Source organism: Actinomadura rubrisoli (assembly GCF_004349215.1).
In the GTDB taxonomy this organism is placed as follows: Bacteria; Actinomycetota; Actinomycetes; order Streptosporangiales; family Streptosporangiaceae; genus Spirillospora; species Spirillospora rubrisoli.
Map to the genome: position 1 here is coordinate 1 of NZ_SMKU01000199.1, position 17,030 is coordinate 17,030.

Genomic DNA, 17,030 nt, shown 5'->3' on the forward strand with positions numbered 1-17,030 from the left:
TCAGTCCAGGTACTCGCGCAGTATGCGAGGCTGAACCGGCATGCTCACCTGCACAAACAGGCATCCGAAGGAAGCGACATGCTTGTCAGTACCCTGGGCTAGCGAATCAGGGATCTCCTGACGCGAGGCTCGTCCCGTCCCTCCTGGGGCCAAGAGCGGCCGTCAGCAGATGGCGCAGGTGCCGGTGTCTGGGTCGAGAGGCATCCGGCAGACCCGGCAGCGCCCGGCCACCGGAGGCAAGCGCAGGTCCCAGTGGGCACGCATACCCGCCGAGAGCATCGGCATGAGGCGGGTGAGCGCCTCGTCCACGCTGATGTCGGGCTGGATCCCGACATGGGCGTCCCCGCCCAGCTCCGCGTACTCCACGGGATCGTTGCGGGGCAGTGTCTCGTCCAGGGTGAACTCGACGCGCAGGGGCCGGCCGGTGCCTGCCCTGCGGTGCTGCCAGATCCGGCTGTTCATGCACCGGGTGCCCACTCGGGTGAGCTCGCCCGTGAGGTCGCGAAGCCAGATGCGGTGGTTGACCTCGACGACGATGGCGCCGCTGGGTCGGAAGTCGAAACGGATGGCGGTCGCGAGGGGAAGGTGGGGCGGCCGGTCGGGGATGAACAGGATGGGGTGGGTGGTACGAGTGTCGCCGTGGCGGGCCGGCGGCGTTGACGACGCCATGAGTACTCCCCGTGTGTGATTCTCAGGGAAGCACGCAAACACATTCTGGATCGGTCCCACAAGTCAAACGTCGGGAAACGAACGTAAAGAACCTATATTCCTTCGTCAATGCTGATATGAAAACAAATAACGCATCCTATTGATCGTCATCCGGCATCTCCTCGTCGAGCTCGCCAGAGGCTCGCGCCTCATCCTCGGCCGCGTACAACGCCTGGCGCGCCTCATGCAGCGCGACGATCATGTCCATCACCATGCCCTCCCGTCGGCGGCGGCTCGCAGCGGCGTCTTCCTGTAGCTGGCGCATCTCGTCGGGCCCCGGGCGGGGGCCGACCCATGCGATCAGGAGCATCCCCTCGTCGCCGGCCTCGCTGACGTCGAGCAGGTGCCACTCCTCGACCTGTCCCTCCTCGAACGCTTGCCGGACGGGCCCCGGCAGGCGGGACGTGGCATCACCCTCCTTGTCCTCTTCACCTTCGCTCTCGTCATCCCCCGATGCCCCTTCGGCGGCGTCGCGGGCCTCGCTGAGGATGCGGATCCGCTCCCGGAGGATGGGGATCCGCTCCTTTGGGTCGTCAGGTAGACCGGCGAGCGGGTCAGTCAGGGACCGAGCCGCCGAGGACGGCTTGGTCCCGCTGATCTCGTCGGTGGGTTTCGTGTGGGCCAGTTCGGCTCGCAGCTCTTCGGCAGCGTCGGCACGGCCGGCCTCCTCCAGCTGCTCGGGAGTGACGCCCACGACTTGAGCCATGCGGGCGATCGTGTCAGCGGGTCCGCGCACGGCGACCCACACACCTTTGCTGATGGAGCGCGAACCGCTGACGATGGCTCGCCAGTGTCCCTCGCTCATGCCTGCTAGGTCGGCGGCCTTGCGCCCTGAGAGCCGTGCTCGCTTCTGAGCGAGCGCGATGAGGTGACCTTCTGGGAGCTGCTCCGGTCGTTCTGCCATGCGTCAAAGGGTCGCACATAGTCGCAACACTGTGCGCCCTACCTCAAGGCTACGTTGCTATTTATCGAATCCATGTGCGACTGGTTGCATCAACTATGCTGCACTTTGCTTGACTAGTCGCGACTAGTCGCACTACCTTCAGTGCATGCCCAACCCCGAGAGAGCCCCCGCGAGGCTCAACCACGAACCCGACGCTGTGCGGTGGGCGCGGAAGAAGTCGGGCCTGACGCAGACCGCCCTCGCTCAGCGGGCCGGACTCTCCCGGACGCTGATCGTTGAGATCGAGGCGGGCACGCGCAACGCCACCGACGAGAACCTCATCAAGCTGGCCAGGGCGATGAACTGCCCGGTCGTCGCCCTGGAGCGCAAGCGTGTCCCCGAGGCCACCCCGACCGCCGATGGTGCCGTGCAGCGAGTGCGGGACGGACAACGAACCGGTCAGCATCGAGCCGACCAGGACGCACTGCCGGAACTGCGGGGCTCCGCTGTAGAGCAGAGCGCCTCGTGACCCCCGAGCAGCGCTCCCAGCGCGCCCGCCTCGCTGCCCTCACCCGTTGGTCCCGCGAGGACCCCACGGAGAACGCCGTGCGCGGGCAGCGCGGCCTGCGCGACAAGTTCGAACGCGAGGTCGACCCCGACGGGGTGCTGACCCCGCCCGAGCGTGCACGGCGCGCGGAGGCCGCCAGGCGGGCGCACATGGTGCGGCTCGCCTACGAATCCGCGAAGGCGCGCGCCCGGCGCGCGCCCGCCTGACAAGTAGGGCCCGCCTGCCGCTCTCACCCGGCTGACGGACCCACGGCCCCACCCAGACCCCAAGGAAGCGAGCAGGACCATGACCGATCGTACGACGACCCGCTACCCCCTCGACCTCCGTGTCGACTCCGTCATCACCGCCTACCCCGACCCCCGCGACGCCGACCGGTACGGCAAGCCCGGAGCCTGGACCGTCACCACGGAGCCCGTCCAGTTCGACTCGTGGGTCCGCGTCGACTACCGCGACGGCATCGACACCGGCACCTGGGTCCTGCCCATCGAGGTGACCGTCACGGTCGAGCTGTCCGACGGTGAGCTGCTGGCCGCAGGCGCCCAGCTCGTCGGCACGCTGGCCGCCACCACCCTCCCGGAGATGTGGGAGTGGGAGATCCGCCGAGACGGAGTCCGGGGGTTCCTGCACCATGCTCGCACGGTCGACCAGGCGTCCGAGGACCTGGCGGCCTGGGGCGAGTACCTCGGCCGCCCGCAGATCGAGCGCGAGGACACCGACCACGGCTACACCAGGATGAGCGTGTCGGCGGTCGTCGAGGGTGTGCCCGTCGAGATCCGGGCCAGCTTCCCCACCCCCGCGGATGCCGGAGCCGACGCTGCCGGTGAGCAGGTGCGGGCATGACGCGCACCCCCGAGGAGATCACAGCCCGGATCAAGGGCATCGACGCCGACGGCGACTGGCTCGGGTTCCGCCGTGAGGTCCTCGTCCAGGCCCTGGACTTCGAGGACGCCCGCGCCTACCTGCGCGCCGACGCCACCGAGCAGGAGTGGAACCTGCAGCGCCACGACGACGACCTGTGGGCGGCGGCCGCACGGTACTACGAGTTCGCGTTGACCAAGATCGAGGGCCACCGCGGGATCTCCGCGAACCGCAGCGTCGACAAGCTCGGCGAGTTCGCGTGGCTCCTGGGCCGCGACGACGTGATCGACGTCATGGACGCGGCCGGGTACCCGCAGTACGGCGCGCCGAAGGTCAAGGCGTTCGGCGACGCGCTGGGGATGCCGTTCCCCGAGTACGAGACGCTCCGGCGGATGGCGGCCGGGCGGCCGTGCCGGGACCGCTGCGCGGACGGGTGCGGCCGATGAGCACCTTCACCTTCACCCCGGCCTCCAAGGAAGAGGCCAAGGCGCGCATCGCGCTGACCGGCCCGTCCGGCTCGGGGAAGACCTACACCGCGCTGATCCTGGCGTGCGCGCTGGCCGACCAGGTCGCCGTCATCGACACCGAGCGCGGCTCGGCGTCCAAGTACGCCGACGAGTTCGCCTTCTCCAAGCTGAACCTGCAGTCGTTCGAGCCGGGTGGCCTGATCCAGGCGCTGGCCGCCGCCGGAGCCGCCGGGTTCGGCGCGGTCGTCGTCGACTCGATGACGCACTTCTGGTCCGGGACCGGCGGGATGCTGGAGCAGGTCGACCAGGCCGCCAAGCGCGGCTACGGCGGCAATTCCTTCGGCGGCTGGAAGGAGGCCCGGCCGCTGGAGCGCAAGATGATCGACGCGCTGGTCTCCTACCCCGGGCACGTGATCGTGACGATGCGGTCCAAGACCGACTACGTCATCGAGGAAGACCAGCGCGGCCGGAAGGTGCCCCGCAAGATCGGGCTCAAGCCGGAGCAGCGCGAGGGCATCGAGTACGAGTTCGACATCGTCGGTGACCTCGACCACGAGAACACCCTGGTCATCACCAAGTCCCGCGCCCGGCCGATCGCGGGCCGGGTGGTGTCCAAGCCGGGCCCGGACTTCGCCGCCGACATCGCCGCCTGGCTCGGCGCCGGGAAGCCCGCCGCCGACGCCAACGCCTACCGCGACCAGGCGCTCGACAACGCCCGCGTCAAGTCCGAGCTGCGGGCGCTGCACACCGAGGTGAAGAGCCGCGGGCTGCTGAACGCCGCCGTCCAGGACGAGACCGGCGAGACCACCACCCTCGGCGAGCTGATCGTCCGGCGCGGCCAGGAAGCCCCCGATGACGAGAACGGAGACCAGGCGTGAGCGACAGCCATGACCTCGCCGCGCGGTTCGCGGTGCTGAAGACCCTGGCGACCAGGGTCAGCGACGCCAAGAAGGCCGCCGACTGCGAGATCCGGGACGGCTGGGCACCGGGTGACCGCAACACCGCCAAGCTCCCGGACGGCACGGCGATCGGATCGGTGACGCTGGCCAAGGGCCGCGCAACGTCTCGGCTGGTGGACGAGCCCGCGTACCTGACGTGGGTGGAGAAGACCCACCCCGAGCGCATCGAGACGATCACACTGACGCGCGTCGACCCGGCGTTCACCGAGCGGCTGTTGTCGGCCGCCCGGCAGCTCGGTGTCGCGGTGGACGGGGAGACCGGCGAGGAGGTCCCCGGGATCCGCGTCGAGCAGGGCGACCCCTACCCGACGACGCGGCTCAACGCGGGCGCGGCCGAGGCGATCGGCCGGGCGTGGCAGGACGGGCGGCTGGCCGACCTGGTCGGGTCGCTGCTGCGGCCGGCCGTCGAGGCGGGCGATCGGTGATGTGGCGGCCGCTGTCGTCGCGCTGGCCGCTGCGACGGCTCACCGTCCCCCACGTCTGCGCCTGGGGCCATCAGGTCGCCATGCAGCGCTCCGCAGTCCGGTACGCGCGAGAGGCCCGCTGGATGTTGCGCTGCCCTGCGCTCGGCTGCGACGGATACCTGTGGCCCGCGCCGACCCCGGACGGGGAGACGCTCCGGCAGCTGCTGACCCTGGCGGCGAACACCGTCGTCCCGGCGGATGACGGGCTGGAGCGGATCCGGGTCCGCATCGCCGCCGCGACGCCGCGCCGCCCGTGGTGGCGGCGCCTGATCACCCGCATCACCAAGTCGGCCGCCGCACCGGGATGCACCCCGGGCGCGGCGGCCTGTGCCGACGGCTGGAAGGAGCCGAACGACATGACAAGAAGTATCCCGCGCCGCGCGCACAAACTGTGCGCCGGCGACATCATCACCCACGATCCCGACCACGACCGGGCTGTCCGGTGGCGGGTGTCCGCGCCGCCGAAGGTCAACGGGTCCGGGGTCGCGTTGATCGACTACACGGACCTGAACGACGGCGCCGAGCCGGGCAACGCCTGGTTCGACGGGCTGGTCGAGCTGGCCGTCGAACCGGTCGGGGGTGCTCAGTGACCCCCGCACTGCTCGCCCGCCTGCCCGAGCGGGTGGCTCAGAAGATCGAACTTCCCGAAGGGGAAGGTTGCTGGATCTGGACCGCCCATTGCCACTACCGCGAAGGGTACGGCCAGGCTCGCCTGCCCATGCCCGACGGCGAGCGAAAGAACGTCGTGGTTCATCGCTTCGTCTACGAGTCGCTCGTCGGACCGATCCCCGAGGGCTTGGTGCTCGACCACCTGTGCCGCGTCCGCGCCTGCTGCAACCCCGCCCACCTGGAGCCGGTAACTGATCGCGTGAACATCCTCCGAGGCGCGTCGATCACGGCGGCCAACGCGCGGAAAACGCACTGCGATCACGGGCACGAATTCACTTCTCAGAACACCTACCGCCACCGAGGGCGGCGGCTGTGCCGCGCTTGTAATCGCGATGCGGTGGCTCGCTACGCAGCGGTGAGGAAGGGCCGGACATGAGCGACCAGAGCCCCGCCACCGAGCTGCTCGCCGCCGCCCGGCTGCTGCGCGAGACCGCGGTCAAGGCAACGCCCGGCCCGTGGACGGCCGAGCATTCGTCGTGGGCCGGAGACAACGCCGTCCTCAGTACCGTCATCGGCGGCCACGCGGTCGCGGTGTGCGGCGAGGAGGTCAGGGGCGTAACGCTCCCGGCGTCCGCCGACGCCGCGTGGATCGCACTGATGGGCCCGGACAAGGCCGAGCCTCTCGCAACCTTCCTGCATCACGTGGCCGAGACCTGGGTCTTCCAGAAGGGCGCTATCCGCGGCTTCGCTCTGGCCATCGCCCGCGCCGTCACGGGGAGGGCGGCATGAGGCACGCCATCCTCGCCAAGGTCCGCGCCGACGTCGCCGAGCTGCGCGACCAGGCGTCCGAGCACACCCGGCAGGCGACCAGCCTCGGCGAGAAGCTGGCCGAGCCCGGTGCGCTGCTGGAGGGCATGGCCCGGGACGAGCAGCGGCTGATGCGCGACCTGGAGGCGCTGCGCGGCGAGATGCTGACCGTCCGCCACGCCTACGACGCCATCGCCGCCGAGCGGGATCACCATCTGCACGCCGCGCAGGTCGCCGCGACCGTGGCCGACGGGTACGAGGAGGCGGGGCGGGCCGCCGCGGCGCTGCTGGAGCCCGTCCCGCCGGGCGAGGCGCTCGCCGCGCTGGGCATCCTGCGCGTACCGCCCAAGGCGGTCCCGTCCGCCACCGAGGTGTCGCGCTGGCCGTGCCCGAAGTGCGGCGGCGACCTGAGGTGGGTCGGCGAGCACTTCGAGGAGGTCGGGCACGCCGCGACCGGCCAGGAGGCGTGCCCGGACGAGCTGACCGCGCCCGGCGTCATCGACTCCCGCGAGCAGATCGCCGCCGCCACCGGCGGGTTCCCGGTCGTCCCGCCGCCCGTCCCCACCGGCCCCGGCGTCCTCGCCGCGATCGACGCAGGCGACCCCCTCACCACCCGCACCGACCCGCCCGAGCACCCGCCCGGACACCGGCACGCCCGGCACACCGGGCCGCTGCAACAGGTCGGCCTGCGCAAGAACCGCCCCCAGGACGACGAGCAGGACGGAGACGACCGTGGCTGAGGTCGATATCGACGAGCGGTTGCGGGAGATCCTCGACGATCTCCGTCACGAGCACGGCAAGCAGGGCTACGCGATCGAGCAGATCAACGAGCTTTTCGCCGCCGCAGTTGAGCGGGATGCCATCCGCTCCAAGGAGACCGATGTCGGCCGTCTCGCCGAGGTCGTCTACATCGCCCGGCAGCGTGCCCTCGGCGACGAAGACGTGCGCGCGTTCTCGTCGGCGACGCCGCGGATCCGCACCCAGTACCTGAAGGAGGCCGCCGAGGTCGCGGAGCTGCTCGGCCAGGACCGCGAGGCCGAGCTGGAGCGGCTCCGCGCTCAGGTCCCCGCACCGCTACCCGACGGGCGCCTCGCCGAACTGTCGGCGATCAAGAAGGCCAGCACGCGCGGCCCCTGGTACCGCGAGGACGACTTCGTCTACGCGGTCAACCCGAACGGCCCCGACGTCCGCATCGCCACCGTCCACCCCATCACCAACGAATCCGGTGCGGACGGCGACACCTACGCCAACGCCACGTTCATCGCCGCCGCCCGCGAGGGGTTGCGCGACGCGCTCCGCGAGATCAAGCGGCAGGCGGCCGAGGTGGAGCGGCTCCGCGCCGAGCGGGACCACCTGGAGGACCGCTGGCACGGCGAACACCTGCCCCGCAAGCAGGCCGAGGCCGAGCGGGACCGGCTCGCCGAGCACGAGCACCTGGTCCGGATGCTGCACCCGAAGATCGAACAGCCGCGACACGGCTGCTGTGCGCCGCCCTCGGCTTGTGGCGGTCATCGGCCTGAGTGCGGTGGGGATCACGGCGGCCGGTGGGTGGCCTGGCCGTGCTCCACGATCCGCGCTCTCGACGATCCGATGATCGCCCGGAACAGGATCCGCCATCTCCACAAGGAGTTCCGCGGCCAAGACGCAGTGGAGTCCACGTGTCTGGCCGATCGTGAACCCTGGCCCTGCCCTACCATCCGCGCCCTCGACGGGACGGAGGCAGGCCGGTGACCTGGCTCCTCTACCTCGCACCCGCCGCGCTGTGCGGCGTCGCCTACGCCGCGATCCGGGCCTGCGAGACCTCCGCCCAGGTCGACCACCTCATCAGCCCGCGCCTCGGCGACGCCCCCGGCTGGCACGACGACCCGGGCGAGCCCGGCGACGTCCGCCCGCCGATCGTCGTCAACCCCGGACGGGAGGAATGGTGAGCGACGCCCTGTTCGACGTGCCCGCGCTCAAGCACGCACCGCCCCCGCCGGAGAACCTCTCCGCCGACCAGAAGCGCACCCGACGCCAGCTCGCCGCGCTCGTCAACGGCCAGCACCCGCTCAGCCTCACCCTCAGCCGCCCGCTACCCCTCCACCCGGACGCGGCCCCGCCCGGCGACACCAAGGCCGATGGGCTCCGCTGCGGGAACTGCCGGTTCCGAGAGCTGCTCAGCTACGGCCCCCGCAACTGGCCCAAGTGCATGTTCGGCGACGGCGTCCGCCGCAGCCACGGCGCCGGGACCGACGTCCGGAAGTGGTGGCCGGCCTGCTCCGACTACCAGCCCAAGGACGTGACGCCATGACCCTCACCTCCCCGGCACCCACCGACGCTGGCCGCATCCGCGAACTCCTGGTCACGGGCAAGAAGGTCCAGCAGGTCGCAGACCTCACCGGCTGGCCCCGCCAGAGCGTCATCGCCGTCATCACCGCCACCAAGGGCTGGCTCCTGGACCAGGAGAAGGACACCGTCTACCAGCCCGGCAACGCGGGCATGACCCCGCAGCTGCCCGGCACCGCCCCGACCCCGCCCGAACGTGACCAGGCCCCGCGCGCGGACGTGCCGCTGGGCGACGCGCCGGTCGCCGAGCTCCTCGCCGGCGCCGCCGACATCGACGACAAGGCCGTCCAGCGGGAACTGGGCAAGGCCACCGACGCGATCGCGCGTCTGCGCCAGGTCGTCGCCAGCGCGCAGGAGCGCATCGCCGCCGTCCGCGAGATCGCCGTGCTGGAACGCCAGCTCGCCGAGGCCAAGGCCCGCGCGAAGAACGCCGGCGTCCGCCGCGCCAGCCCGGCCGCCGGGACCGCGCCGCGCGTACGCGCCTCGAACGCCGAGATCCGCGCGTGGGCGGCCGAGAACGGCATCGAGGTGGCGTCGACCGGGAAGATCGCGCGGTCGGTCATCGAGCAGTACGACGCCGCGCACGGGGCGGGTGCGTGATGCCGCCCCGACGCCCCAAGGACAAGGGCACCGACGCAGAGCGCACCGTCGTCCGCTACCTCCAGGCCCACGGGTTCCCGCAGGCCGAGCGCCGCGCGTCCAACGGCAACCACGACCGCGGCGACATCACCGGCATCCCCGGCATCTGCTGGGAGGTCAAGTACCGCGACGCGATGCCCGGCGACGGCCAGATCAACACGTGGCTGATCGAGACCGACCGCGAGCGCGAGAACGCCAACGCCGACCTCGGATTCCTCGTCGTCCGCCGTCCCCGGGCCGCCGTCGACTCGTGGTGGGCGGTCATGCCGTTCTGGGCGCTCGCGCTGCTCGCCGAAGGACTGGCCTACCCCGGGCACGGCCCCGGCTGGCCCGCCCGGATGCTGCTGAGCGACCTGGTGGAGCTGCTGCGCGCGGTGGGCTACGGCGAACCGCTGGAGGAGCGGTGACCTACATCCCGGCCGCTGTCCTCGCCGAGCTCGGCGCGTCCGTGACCGCCGAGTGGACCCGCCGTGCCGCCTGCGGGGGCCGGGCCCGCGTCATGGACCCGCCCATGCGCAAGCTCGACGCCGCCTCCCGCAACCGCGCCATCGCGGTCTGCCTCGGCTGCGCCGTCCTGGACGACTGCCGGACCTGGGTCATGACGCTGCCCACCAAGGCCGACCCCGGCGGGATCTGCGCCGCCCTCACCGAATCCCAGCGCGCCCAGCGGCGCAAGCACGCCAAGACCTGCACCGGATGCCGGCTGGTCCTCCCCGGGACCGAGTTCCACGGCAACCCCCGCGAGCCCGACGGCCTCACCCCCTACTGCAAGGCATGCAGCCAACAGATCAGGAAGGCAGCCCGTGACCAATCCACCCGTTGACCAGGAAACCGGAGAGATCCAGGTCCGGCCCTTCGCCGACGTCCTGCGTGACCTCGGGCGCGGCTGCGTGATCGACGAGGCCGCCGTCATGCTCCAGGACCTGGTCCGCGCCGTCCGCGACTACGGCAAGAAGGGCACCTTCAACCTCCGCGTGGAGATCGCCCCGATGAAGGGCGAGAACGAGGCCCTCATCGTGTCGGCGTCCGCGACGGCCAAGCCGCCCGCCGGCGAGGCCACCACCGGGGTGTTCTTCGCCGACGGCGTCGGCAACCTCGTCCGCGACGACCCCCGTCAGCCCCAGCTTCCCCTGCGGGAGCTCAACTCCGAGAAGAAGGACTTGAAGCAGGCATGACCATGACCGACCGCACCGAGAACGACGCCGTCATCGAAGCCGCCATCACCAGCGTCGAACCCGCCGCGCTTCAGCCCGGCACCGTCTACGGCTTCAAGTTCCGCGACCACGTCAAGGTCGTCGACCTCACCGGCGACGAGTACCTCGACGAGCCCCGCCGCAAGACCGGCACCGTCACCGTCGACGACGTCACGAGCTTCGCGCAGTACTACGCCAAGCACGCCGACCCCGACTCCGAGGTGTACACCGACCTCGACGCCGGCACCGTCACCGCCGTCCTGGACGCCCACACCTCGGACGTGGACGTCCCCCGCTGGCAGGACCACCGCCTCGTCCTGCGGATGAAGCCGACCGAGCCGTGGAAGACCTGGATCGGCAAGAACCGGATCGCGCTTCCGCAGCTGGCGTTCGCCGAGCACATCGAGGACAACCTCGTCGACATCGCCTCCGAGCCCGTCCCGGCCGCCGAGATGCTGGAGATCGCCCAGACCTTCCAGGCCAAGACGCAGGTGTCCTACGCCTCCGGCACGCGCCTGGCGTCCGGCGACATCACCCTGGCCTACGAGGAGACCACCGACGCCTCCGGAGGCGCCAAGGGCAAGCTCGCCGTCCCCAAGGCGTTCGCGATCGGGATCGCGCCGTTCGACGACGTCGACCCCTACAAGATCTCCGTGCGGCTCCGATACCGGATCCAGTCGAACAAGCTTTCGATGATCTACGTCATGGACCGTCCCGAGGACGTCGTCCGCGACGCCGTCAAATCGGTCGTGACCAAGGTCCAGGACGCCACCGGCATCACCGTCATGCGGGGGGTGCCGTCCTGATGGGCTGGGCATCCGGCGGGGCCATCTTCGACCGCGTCGCCGACGCGCTCATCGCCTCGCGTGCGAACGACGACCTCCTGCGGTCCACGCTCGGTCCGCTGATCGACGAGCTCCGGAACGGCGACTGGGACACCGAGGACGAATCGCTGGAGCGGTTCGCCAGGGTCCCGGTGATCGTCCAGCTGTTCGCCGACCGCAACGTCCTCCTGCCCGTCGACGACGACATCTCGCAGGTCCTTGTCGCGCATGGCATCGCCATCCGCGTCGGGGGCTTCCTCTTCGACGACGCGGGACGGGAGCACTTCGCCGACCTCGTCAAGGCCGTGCTCAAGCGCAGGGGCGCCACCGGCTGATGGCCCTGTGCGCGCGCTGCTACGCCCCGGCCGTCGTCAAGTACGAGGGCCGGGGCCGTAGCGGCTACCGCGCAGTCCTGGCCTGCCAATGGGATCGCAACGCCGCCTACGCCTGGACCGCCACGGCCGGCCCCGTCACCACCACCCCGATCACCACCGACGCCACCGCGACCGCACTCGCCACCCTCTTCTGAAAGGCGGCACCCTTGACCTGGTTCAAGGTCGACGACTCGTTCTACGACCACCCCAAGGTCTTCGACCTCCCCGACTCCGCCGTGGCGCTGTGGACGCGCGCCGGCTGCTGGTCGGCACGCAACCTCACCGACGGTGTCGTGCCCGCCCGCTTGCCCGCGCGTCTCTGCGACGACCACGAGGCGGCCGTCCGGGCGCTCGTCGACTCCGGGCTGTGGGAGCGAACGCGCGGAGGCTATCGATTCCACGACTGGGATCAGTACCAGCCGAGCAAGGACGAAGTGACCGCCGAACGGGGCAAGAAATCGATCGGTGGGCGCATCGGTAACCACCGCCGCTGGCATGTGGACAGGGGCAAGTTCGACCCAGAATGCGTTCACTGCCAGCGTGAACACGTATCGGATAAGCGATCGGACTCCGATCGGACTGTCCGAGAAGGGGGCGAATCGGAGGCGAATCGCCCCGTCCCGACCCGTCCCGACCCGTCCCGAAGGGACGGGGGTTCTGTAGGTGAGTCGTCTTCAGCTAGCAGACGCCCGCGCGAAAACGACGACGACCCGAAGACCACGACCACCCGGGAACAGACGATCGACCGGCTCATCGTCGACGTCCTCGCCGACATCACCGGCCGCACCGTCGACTCCGGCCACGCCGCGAAGGTCCGCGGGCAGCTCCTCGACGGCCGCCAGGTCGCCAACCCCATGGCCTACGTCGCCAAGGCACTCCGCGAACGCCCCACCGACTTCCTGCCCGCCCAGGCCCCCCCCGCCATCCGCGACGCGCCGTTCCTCGACCGCGAACCCGCCCCCGACCAAGACCAGATCAACGCCAGGGGCCGGGCCGCCGTCGAGGAAGCCCGCCGCGCCGCCCTCGCCGCCAAGACAGCCGCCCAGGCCGAGCCGGAAGGGGCTGAGACGTGACCTACGACGACGACAACCCCACCGCGACCTGTCCCTGGACCAGCCAATGCCGCTGCACCCACGTCGGATGCACCGACGGATGGCTCGACCGCAGCCGCACCGAAGGCCACCGCCCCGACGGCACGCCGATCCTCAAGGCTTACGTCGAGCCCTGCCCCACCTGCCGCCCCGAAGTCGCCCGCCACCTCGGCAACCGCTCCAAGTCGCTGCGCGCCCTCCGCCGAGAATTGCCCAGCCTCCCGCGCCCGTCCCGCGGCCCCGCCCACCTCCACCACCAGGAGCCGCAACCTTGACCGCCGCAATCATCCGCGCCGACGCCCGCATTCTCCCGTTCCCAGACGCCTCCGTCGACCTCGTCGTGACCTCCCCGCCGTACTGGGGCCTGCGCTCCTACCAAGACGGCGGTACGCACTACGACGGGCAGATCGGCGCCGAACCCACCTGGGGCGAATACGTGGCCGCGCTGCTGGACTGCACCCGCGAGTGGATGCGCGTTCTCAAGCCCGAAGGATCGCTGTGGGTCAACCTGGGCGACAAGTACGCCGCCGCAGCCCCCGGCCGGCTCGGCACCACCGGAAGTAAAACCAGCTACGCCCGGAGCGGCTACCGAGACACGACCACCGCAGGCAGACCCAAATCGCTGCTCGGCCTACCGTGGCGCTACGCGCTCGGCTGCATCGACCAACTCAGCTTGATCCTGCGAGCCGAGGTCATCTGGTCCAAGCCCAACGGCCTCCCCGAAAGCGTGAAGGACCGTGTCCGCCGAAGTCACGAGCAGTGGTTCCACCTGGTCAAACAGCCCCGCTACTACTCAACTGTCGACCACATCCGTGAACCCTACGCAGACCGCACCCTCGAACAAGCCCGAGCCGACACACATGCCGGCCTCACATCTGGCACCACCGGCAGGAAAAATCGCGCAAACATCACCGGCCGGAACCGCTCAGGCACCACTCTCGGACTCGGCGCGCTTCCCCGCAGCGTGTGGGACATCCCCACCCAACCGCTCCGCGTACCGGAACACCTCAATGTCGACCATTTCGCCGCCTTCCCGCCGGCGCTGATACGCCCCATCATTCTCGGCTGGTCCCCGCTCGCCATTTGCACCATCTGCGGCGAAGGCCGCCGACCGGTAGTCGACAAACCCGGCCTACTCGGCGGTGACAACAATCCAGACAGCCGCAACGGATCACGACGTCGCTCCACGATCGACGGCGGCACCGCAGAGTGGCAAGCCCGCGTCGCACAGCCTGACCGCATCACCAGCCACGCATGCGCCTGCGTCACCCCCACCGCGCCGACTCGTCCCGCCATCGTCCTCGACCCGTTCGGCGGTACCGGTACCACAGCCCTCGTCGCCGACGTCCACGGCCGACACGGCATCTCTGCCGACATGTCCGCCGACTACTGCCGCCTCGCTCAATGGCGCACCACCGACCCTGCAGAACGCGCCCGCGCGCTCGGCGTCCCCAAACCCCCGCACATCCCTAACGAGCAACTGGAGCTGCTATGACCTCCACCGCCCCAGAGGCGGAGGCTGCGGCGCGCTCGGTCGCTCGCGCGCACGACCTCCCCGCGACCGACCGCGCTATCCGGGACCTGCGCGAGGCCGAGACCCTCGTCCCGTTCCTGGCCCTGCTGCGCGACCCGCGCGCGCACCGGCCATGGCGCGAGGCCGCCCTCGACGCGACCGCCCGCGCCGAACTGGACTACGCCGCGCGGATCGAGCTGGCCGAGCGCGCCGAGGACTCACCCGGAGAGCACAAGGACGCCGCGCGCGCCGACATCCTCGACGCGCTGTCCGGCGTGCTGTGGCGCGCGCAGGACCTCGCCGCGTACGTCTCCCGCGCCGTCTACTGCCCCGTGCTCCCCGAAGCCGGACCGGCCGCCGACCCGCGCCCGTACCTACGCCGCGCCGCCCGCTACCTCCCCGCCGCCGTGGCGGGCTGGCCGAACGGCAAGGACCTCGCGTACTTCGCCGCCGACTACGCCGCCGAGATCCTCACCGACCTCGAACGCGCCCTCGCGCTCGTCCCGGACGGGCACGTCGTCAAAGCCCTGTGCCCGTGGTGCCGCGGGGGGTTGGCCGGCGCCTACACGTGGCGCGTCCGGATTGTCCCGGGCGGGGAGCCCGCGATCATGTGCGAGTCCGGCCTGTGCCAACCCGCGTCGAAGGACGTCACGACGTGGTGGGCAGGCGTGCCGGTCTGGCCCATGCGCGACTGGCCCTGGCTCGCCCGCCGTCTCGCACACCTCGACCGGCGCCGCGCTGCCCGGACCCGACCCGTCGTCCGCAGCACCGCTCAAGGTGCCACTGGCCGAGCCGGTGCCCCATTCACCCCGGCCGCCGAGGCCGACCTCCTCGACGGCCGCCTTGACTGGGACGGCAACCCTTCCACTGACCGCAAGGCCCTCGACGAGTCGAAAGAATGAGGCTCTCCCAAGCAGGAGGGGACTTCTTCCTTCACAGTCGCTTGAACGACTCCACGATGAGAAGGATCAGGCCCACTGTGCCGCCGAAGGCGACGAACCCGTAGGGGACGACATCAGGCAAAGGGGCGCCAGCCGCATGCCTCAACAGTGCTGCCGCAATGCCCACGATAACAGCGAGTGCCAGAATGAATCCCATTAGAAGTACGCGGGTTCGGGTATCCACATTTCTCCCTCTCTCCTGATCAAAAAGAGGGAGCTTGGGCGCACCTCAGCTCGACCAGGAATATACCTAGTGGAACTGATCACGCCAGCCCGAAGCATGTCTCAGGGATCAAACGCCGGTTGCCAACCGCAAGTAGCTGCTATCCCTTCTACGTCTTATATTCATGAAACCGTTCCGGAAGGTAGATAACCGTCAACCCCGGGGTGCCAGGTAGGGCTAAGTTCTGACACCGGCTCCACGAACTTGGATAAGATCCAATAGCGTGCTGTTCGCTACGATACAGCCCGGCGCCCCACCCTGAGGTCGAAAGCGCCAGTTCTGGCGTAGCCGACTCACCGCTGTCGGCAAGAGCGCCGCTCGCAAGTAGGGCGGCAGTCACGCCAGCTATGCCGACGTCCCAGGCCGCGATCATCCGCGCATGCGACCTCCGATGGGCCAGCAGGCAAGATTGATTACGTTCGCGTCCCTCGACGGAAGCCACGCCCCGACCGCCCCCAACTGCGACTGGCCAGCCCGGCTTGACATCCGGCCTGTGGATAACTGATGATCGAACGCGTGTTCGACATGCCCTGAACCAGGGCAGCGTACGGGCCCGCCGCCACCCCTTGCGCGGCGGGCCCTCGCCATGTCCGGAGGTGATCCGGCATGGCCGCAGGGCGCCCCATCACCCCCCGCGAACGCAGGCGCGTCGCCGAGCTGCACGCCCAAGGCAAGAGCCGCAACGCAATCGCGAAAGCAATCGGCCGCGCGCAGTCGACCGTGACGAAGATCGCCGCCGACCTCGACCTGTCGTTCGATCGGTCGCGCACGGAGGCCGCGACCGAAGCCCGACAGACCGACGCCAAAGCCCGCCGCGTCCAGCTCGCCGACCTTGCCCTCGACGACGCCCACGCTATGCGACGCCGCGCGCTCGACTCCGACACCGGCCGCGATGCCCGCGACTACGCCGCCGCCTATGGCGTGTTCATCGACCGGCACCTCCGCCTCTCTGAGGTCGACGCCGATCAGCAGGGCCTCGCCGCCGTCGACGCCTGGCTCCGCGGCATCACCGGTGCCTCGTGACCCTCATCCCCCTCGTCGGGAAACAGACCGAGTCCGTCCGCCTGGCGACCGCGCGCGGGAACCTGTGGGAGGGCGCGGTCCGCTCGTCGAAGACGGTGTGCTCCATCCTGCGATGGCTCCAGTTCGTGCGGACGGGCCCGGCCGGACCGCTGATGATGATCGGGAAGACCGAGCGGACCCTCAAGCGCAACATCATCGACCCCATCACGGCCATGGTTGGCAAGCAGCGCTGCCGGTACCGCGCCGGCGTCGGAGAGGTCGAGTTGTTCGGCCGGACCATCTACCTTGCCGGGGCGAACGACGAGCGCGCCGCCGAGAAGCTCAAGGGGCTCACGCTCGCCGGGGCGTACTGCGACGAGGTCACCACCTATCCGCAATCGGTGTTCGCGATGCTGCTCACTCGCCTCTCGGTCGAGGGCGCGGCATGGTTCGGCACCGCGAGCATTCCTTAGACGCTCCTGTCATGAAGTCGGCCCCAACGAGGTGCGGTAACACCCGTTGGGGCCTTGATCCTCACCCGACAGGAGGGCAAGGGCCATGGACGTCACCCAACCACAGCAC

At 70.3% G+C, this 17,030-nt stretch carries 29 protein-coding genes; 26 read left to right on the plus strand and 3 right to left on the minus strand.

All coding sequences use genetic code 11. The features are described from left to right. Positions 1-162: 162 nt before the first annotated feature. A complete protein-coding gene (locus tag E1298_RS29670) occupies positions 163-669 on the minus strand; it encodes a hypothetical protein (RefSeq protein WP_131899047.1) in 507 nt (168 codons plus the stop codon). Between the two features lie 136 nt (positions 670-805). Then, complete coding sequence (locus tag E1298_RS29675; RefSeq protein ID WP_131899049.1) at positions 806-1,612, minus strand: helix-turn-helix domain-containing protein; 807 nt, start codon at positions 1,610-1,612, stop codon at positions 806-808. Between the two features lie 145 nt (positions 1,613-1,757). Between E1298_RS29675 and E1298_RS29680 the strand changes: the two genes are divergently transcribed. The 24 genes from E1298_RS29680 to E1298_RS29790 all read left to right on the plus strand — a co-directional run bounded on the left by E1298_RS29680 (position 1,758) and on the right by E1298_RS29790 (position 15,184). Next, positions 1,758-2,120, plus strand: a complete 363-nt coding sequence (locus tag E1298_RS29680) for a helix-turn-helix transcriptional regulator (protein ID WP_131899051.1) — start codon at positions 1,758-1,760, stop codon at positions 2,118-2,120. Further along, complete coding sequence (locus E1298_RS29685) at positions 2,117-2,365, plus strand: hypothetical protein (protein ID WP_131899053.1); 249 nt, start codon at positions 2,117-2,119, stop codon at positions 2,363-2,365. The genes E1298_RS29680 and E1298_RS29685 overlap by 4 nt, the downstream gene beginning before the upstream one ends. 79 nt (positions 2,366-2,444) lie before the next feature. After that, positions 2,445-2,999: a hypothetical protein gene (locus tag E1298_RS29690; RefSeq protein ID WP_131899055.1), complete on the plus strand. Its 555-nt coding sequence runs from the start codon at positions 2,445-2,447 to the stop codon at positions 2,997-2,999. Further along, complete coding sequence (locus E1298_RS29695; protein WP_131899057.1) at positions 2,996-3,463, plus strand: hypothetical protein; 468 nt, start codon at positions 2,996-2,998, stop codon at positions 3,461-3,463. Before E1298_RS29690 ends, E1298_RS29695 begins: the two co-directional genes overlap by 4 nt. After that, positions 3,460-4,362 (plus strand): ATP-binding protein, encoded by a 903-nt coding sequence (locus tag E1298_RS29700; RefSeq protein WP_131899059.1) that lies wholly within the window; start codon positions 3,460-3,462, stop codon positions 4,360-4,362. Before E1298_RS29695 ends, E1298_RS29700 begins: the two co-directional genes overlap by 4 nt. After that, entirely contained in the window at positions 4,359-4,868 is a 510-nt protein-coding gene (locus E1298_RS29705; protein ID WP_131899061.1) for a hypothetical protein, read from the plus strand. The genes E1298_RS29700 and E1298_RS29705 overlap by 4 nt, the downstream gene beginning before the upstream one ends. Then, positions 4,865-5,497 (plus strand): hypothetical protein, encoded by a 633-nt coding sequence (locus E1298_RS29710; RefSeq protein WP_131899063.1) that lies wholly within the window; start codon positions 4,865-4,867, stop codon positions 5,495-5,497. The genes E1298_RS29705 and E1298_RS29710 overlap by 4 nt, the downstream gene beginning before the upstream one ends. Next, on the plus strand, positions 5,494-5,952 hold the full coding sequence (locus E1298_RS29715; protein ID WP_207944912.1) for an HNH endonuclease signature motif containing protein: 459 nt from the start codon (positions 5,494-5,496) through the stop codon (positions 5,950-5,952). The genes E1298_RS29710 and E1298_RS29715 overlap by 4 nt, the downstream gene beginning before the upstream one ends. Further along, positions 5,949-6,305, plus strand: coding sequence for an ead/Ea22-like family protein (locus E1298_RS29720; protein ID WP_131899065.1), 357 nt, complete (start codon positions 5,949-5,951; stop codon positions 6,303-6,305). Before E1298_RS29715 ends, E1298_RS29720 begins: the two co-directional genes overlap by 4 nt. Beyond that, on the plus strand, positions 6,302-7,063 hold the full coding sequence (locus E1298_RS29725) for a hypothetical protein (RefSeq protein ID WP_131899067.1): 762 nt from the start codon (positions 6,302-6,304) through the stop codon (positions 7,061-7,063). The genes E1298_RS29720 and E1298_RS29725 overlap by 4 nt, the downstream gene beginning before the upstream one ends. After that, positions 7,056-8,054: an ARID/BRIGHT DNA-binding domain-containing protein gene (locus E1298_RS29730; RefSeq protein ID WP_131899069.1), complete on the plus strand. Its 999-nt coding sequence runs from the start codon at positions 7,056-7,058 to the stop codon at positions 8,052-8,054. The genes E1298_RS29725 and E1298_RS29730 overlap by 8 nt, the downstream gene beginning before the upstream one ends. Then, entirely contained in the window at positions 8,051-8,251 is a 201-nt protein-coding gene (locus tag E1298_RS29735) for a hypothetical protein (protein WP_131899071.1), read from the plus strand. Before E1298_RS29730 ends, E1298_RS29735 begins: the two co-directional genes overlap by 4 nt. Next, complete coding sequence (locus E1298_RS29740; protein ID WP_131899073.1) at positions 8,245-8,613, plus strand: hypothetical protein; 369 nt, start codon at positions 8,245-8,247, stop codon at positions 8,611-8,613. The genes E1298_RS29735 and E1298_RS29740 overlap by 7 nt, the downstream gene beginning before the upstream one ends. Next, positions 8,610-9,248: an Lsr2 family DNA-binding protein gene (locus E1298_RS29745; RefSeq protein ID WP_131899075.1), complete on the plus strand. Its 639-nt coding sequence runs from the start codon at positions 8,610-8,612 to the stop codon at positions 9,246-9,248. The genes E1298_RS29740 and E1298_RS29745 overlap by 4 nt, the downstream gene beginning before the upstream one ends. Continuing rightward, positions 9,248-9,694, plus strand: a complete 447-nt coding sequence (locus E1298_RS29750) for a hypothetical protein (RefSeq protein WP_131899077.1) — start codon at positions 9,248-9,250, stop codon at positions 9,692-9,694. Before E1298_RS29745 ends, E1298_RS29750 begins: the two co-directional genes overlap by 1 nt. Next, on the plus strand, positions 9,691-10,110 hold the full coding sequence (locus tag E1298_RS29755; RefSeq protein ID WP_131899079.1) for a WhiB family transcriptional regulator: 420 nt from the start codon (positions 9,691-9,693) through the stop codon (positions 10,108-10,110). The genes E1298_RS29750 and E1298_RS29755 overlap by 4 nt, the downstream gene beginning before the upstream one ends. Beyond that, complete coding sequence (locus E1298_RS29760; RefSeq protein WP_131899081.1) at positions 10,091-10,462, plus strand: hypothetical protein; 372 nt, start codon at positions 10,091-10,093, stop codon at positions 10,460-10,462. Before E1298_RS29755 ends, E1298_RS29760 begins: the two co-directional genes overlap by 20 nt. Continuing rightward, positions 10,459-11,286, plus strand: coding sequence for a DUF2303 family protein (locus tag E1298_RS29765; RefSeq protein ID WP_131899083.1), 828 nt, complete (start codon positions 10,459-10,461; stop codon positions 11,284-11,286). The genes E1298_RS29760 and E1298_RS29765 overlap by 4 nt, the downstream gene beginning before the upstream one ends. Beyond that, positions 11,286-11,639 (plus strand): hypothetical protein, encoded by a 354-nt coding sequence (locus E1298_RS29770; RefSeq protein ID WP_131899085.1) that lies wholly within the window; start codon positions 11,286-11,288, stop codon positions 11,637-11,639. Before E1298_RS29765 ends, E1298_RS29770 begins: the two co-directional genes overlap by 1 nt. Then, positions 11,639-11,833 (plus strand): hypothetical protein, encoded by a 195-nt coding sequence (locus tag E1298_RS29775; RefSeq protein ID WP_131899087.1) that lies wholly within the window; start codon positions 11,639-11,641, stop codon positions 11,831-11,833. Before E1298_RS29770 ends, E1298_RS29775 begins: the two co-directional genes overlap by 1 nt. 12 nt (positions 11,834-11,845) lie before the next feature. Continuing rightward, complete coding sequence (locus E1298_RS29780; RefSeq protein ID WP_131899089.1) at positions 11,846-12,751, plus strand: hypothetical protein; 906 nt, start codon at positions 11,846-11,848, stop codon at positions 12,749-12,751. Beyond that, complete coding sequence (locus E1298_RS48485) at positions 12,748-13,044, plus strand: hypothetical protein (protein ID WP_165975731.1); 297 nt, start codon at positions 12,748-12,750, stop codon at positions 13,042-13,044. Before E1298_RS29780 ends, E1298_RS48485 begins: the two co-directional genes overlap by 4 nt. Beyond that, positions 13,041-14,264 (plus strand): DNA-methyltransferase, encoded by a 1,224-nt coding sequence (locus E1298_RS29785; RefSeq protein WP_165975732.1) that lies wholly within the window; start codon positions 13,041-13,043, stop codon positions 14,262-14,264. Before E1298_RS48485 ends, E1298_RS29785 begins: the two co-directional genes overlap by 4 nt. Continuing rightward, on the plus strand, positions 14,261-15,184 hold the full coding sequence (locus E1298_RS29790; protein WP_131899093.1) for a hypothetical protein: 924 nt from the start codon (positions 14,261-14,263) through the stop codon (positions 15,182-15,184). The genes E1298_RS29785 and E1298_RS29790 overlap by 4 nt, the downstream gene beginning before the upstream one ends. Before the next feature lie 31 nt (positions 15,185-15,215). Here the strand turns inward: E1298_RS29790 and E1298_RS48490 are convergent, their stop codons facing one another. Then, on the minus strand, positions 15,216-15,380 hold the full coding sequence (locus E1298_RS48490; RefSeq protein ID WP_165975733.1) for a hypothetical protein: 165 nt from the start codon (positions 15,378-15,380) through the stop codon (positions 15,216-15,218). Between the two features lie 672 nt (positions 15,381-16,052). Between E1298_RS48490 and E1298_RS29795 the strand changes: the two genes are divergently transcribed. Both E1298_RS29795 and E1298_RS29800 read left to right on the plus strand, forming a co-directional pair. Then, a complete protein-coding gene (locus E1298_RS29795) occupies positions 16,053-16,469 on the plus strand; it encodes a helix-turn-helix domain-containing protein (protein WP_131899095.1) in 417 nt (138 codons plus the stop codon). Beyond that, positions 16,466-16,921 carry a hypothetical protein gene (locus E1298_RS29800; RefSeq protein ID WP_207944913.1) on the plus strand — a complete coding sequence of 152 codons (456 nt, stop codon included), beginning with the start codon at positions 16,466-16,468 and terminating at the stop codon, positions 16,919-16,921. Before E1298_RS29795 ends, E1298_RS29800 begins: the two co-directional genes overlap by 4 nt. The last annotated feature ends 109 nt before the right edge of the window (positions 16,922-17,030 follow it).

What these genes read in the sequence shown, in the direction of transcription:
- E1298_RS29670 (WP_131899047.1), bottom strand. Translation starts at nt 669, where the DNA reads ATGGCGTCGTCAACGCCGCCGGCCCGCCACGGCGACACTCGTACCACC.
- E1298_RS29675 (WP_131899049.1), bottom strand. Translation starts at nt 1,612, where the DNA reads ATGGCAGAACGACCGGAGCAGCTCCCAGAAGGTCACCTCATCGCGCTC.
- E1298_RS29680 (WP_131899051.1), top strand. Translation starts at nt 1,758, where the DNA reads ATGCCCAACCCCGAGAGAGCCCCCGCGAGGCTCAACCACGAACCCGAC.
- E1298_RS29690 (WP_131899055.1), top strand. Translation starts at nt 2,445, where the DNA reads ATGACCGATCGTACGACGACCCGCTACCCCCTCGACCTCCGTGTCGAC.
- E1298_RS29695 (WP_131899057.1), top strand. Translation starts at nt 2,996, where the DNA reads ATGACGCGCACCCCCGAGGAGATCACAGCCCGGATCAAGGGCATCGAC.
- E1298_RS29700 (WP_131899059.1), top strand. Translation starts at nt 3,460, where the DNA reads ATGAGCACCTTCACCTTCACCCCGGCCTCCAAGGAAGAGGCCAAGGCG.
- E1298_RS29720 (WP_131899065.1), top strand. Translation starts at nt 5,949, where the DNA reads ATGAGCGACCAGAGCCCCGCCACCGAGCTGCTCGCCGCCGCCCGGCTG.
- E1298_RS29725 (WP_131899067.1), top strand. Translation starts at nt 6,302, where the DNA reads ATGAGGCACGCCATCCTCGCCAAGGTCCGCGCCGACGTCGCCGAGCTG.
- E1298_RS29740 (WP_131899073.1), top strand. Translation starts at nt 8,245, where the DNA reads ATGGTGAGCGACGCCCTGTTCGACGTGCCCGCGCTCAAGCACGCACCG.
- E1298_RS29745 (WP_131899075.1), top strand. Translation starts at nt 8,610, where the DNA reads ATGACCCTCACCTCCCCGGCACCCACCGACGCTGGCCGCATCCGCGAA.
- E1298_RS29750 (WP_131899077.1), top strand. Translation starts at nt 9,248, where the DNA reads ATGCCGCCCCGACGCCCCAAGGACAAGGGCACCGACGCAGAGCGCACC.
- E1298_RS29765 (WP_131899083.1), top strand. Translation starts at nt 10,459, where the DNA reads ATGACCATGACCGACCGCACCGAGAACGACGCCGTCATCGAAGCCGCC.
- E1298_RS29770 (WP_131899085.1), top strand. Translation starts at nt 11,286, where the DNA reads ATGGGCTGGGCATCCGGCGGGGCCATCTTCGACCGCGTCGCCGACGCG.
- E1298_RS29775 (WP_131899087.1), top strand. Translation starts at nt 11,639, where the DNA reads ATGGCCCTGTGCGCGCGCTGCTACGCCCCGGCCGTCGTCAAGTACGAG.
- E1298_RS29790 (WP_131899093.1), top strand. Translation starts at nt 14,261, where the DNA reads ATGACCTCCACCGCCCCAGAGGCGGAGGCTGCGGCGCGCTCGGTCGCT.
- E1298_RS48490 (WP_165975733.1), bottom strand. Translation starts at nt 15,380, where the DNA reads ATGGGATTCATTCTGGCACTCGCTGTTATCGTGGGCATTGCGGCAGCA.
- E1298_RS29795 (WP_131899095.1), top strand. Translation starts at nt 16,053, where the DNA reads ATGGCCGCAGGGCGCCCCATCACCCCCCGCGAACGCAGGCGCGTCGCC.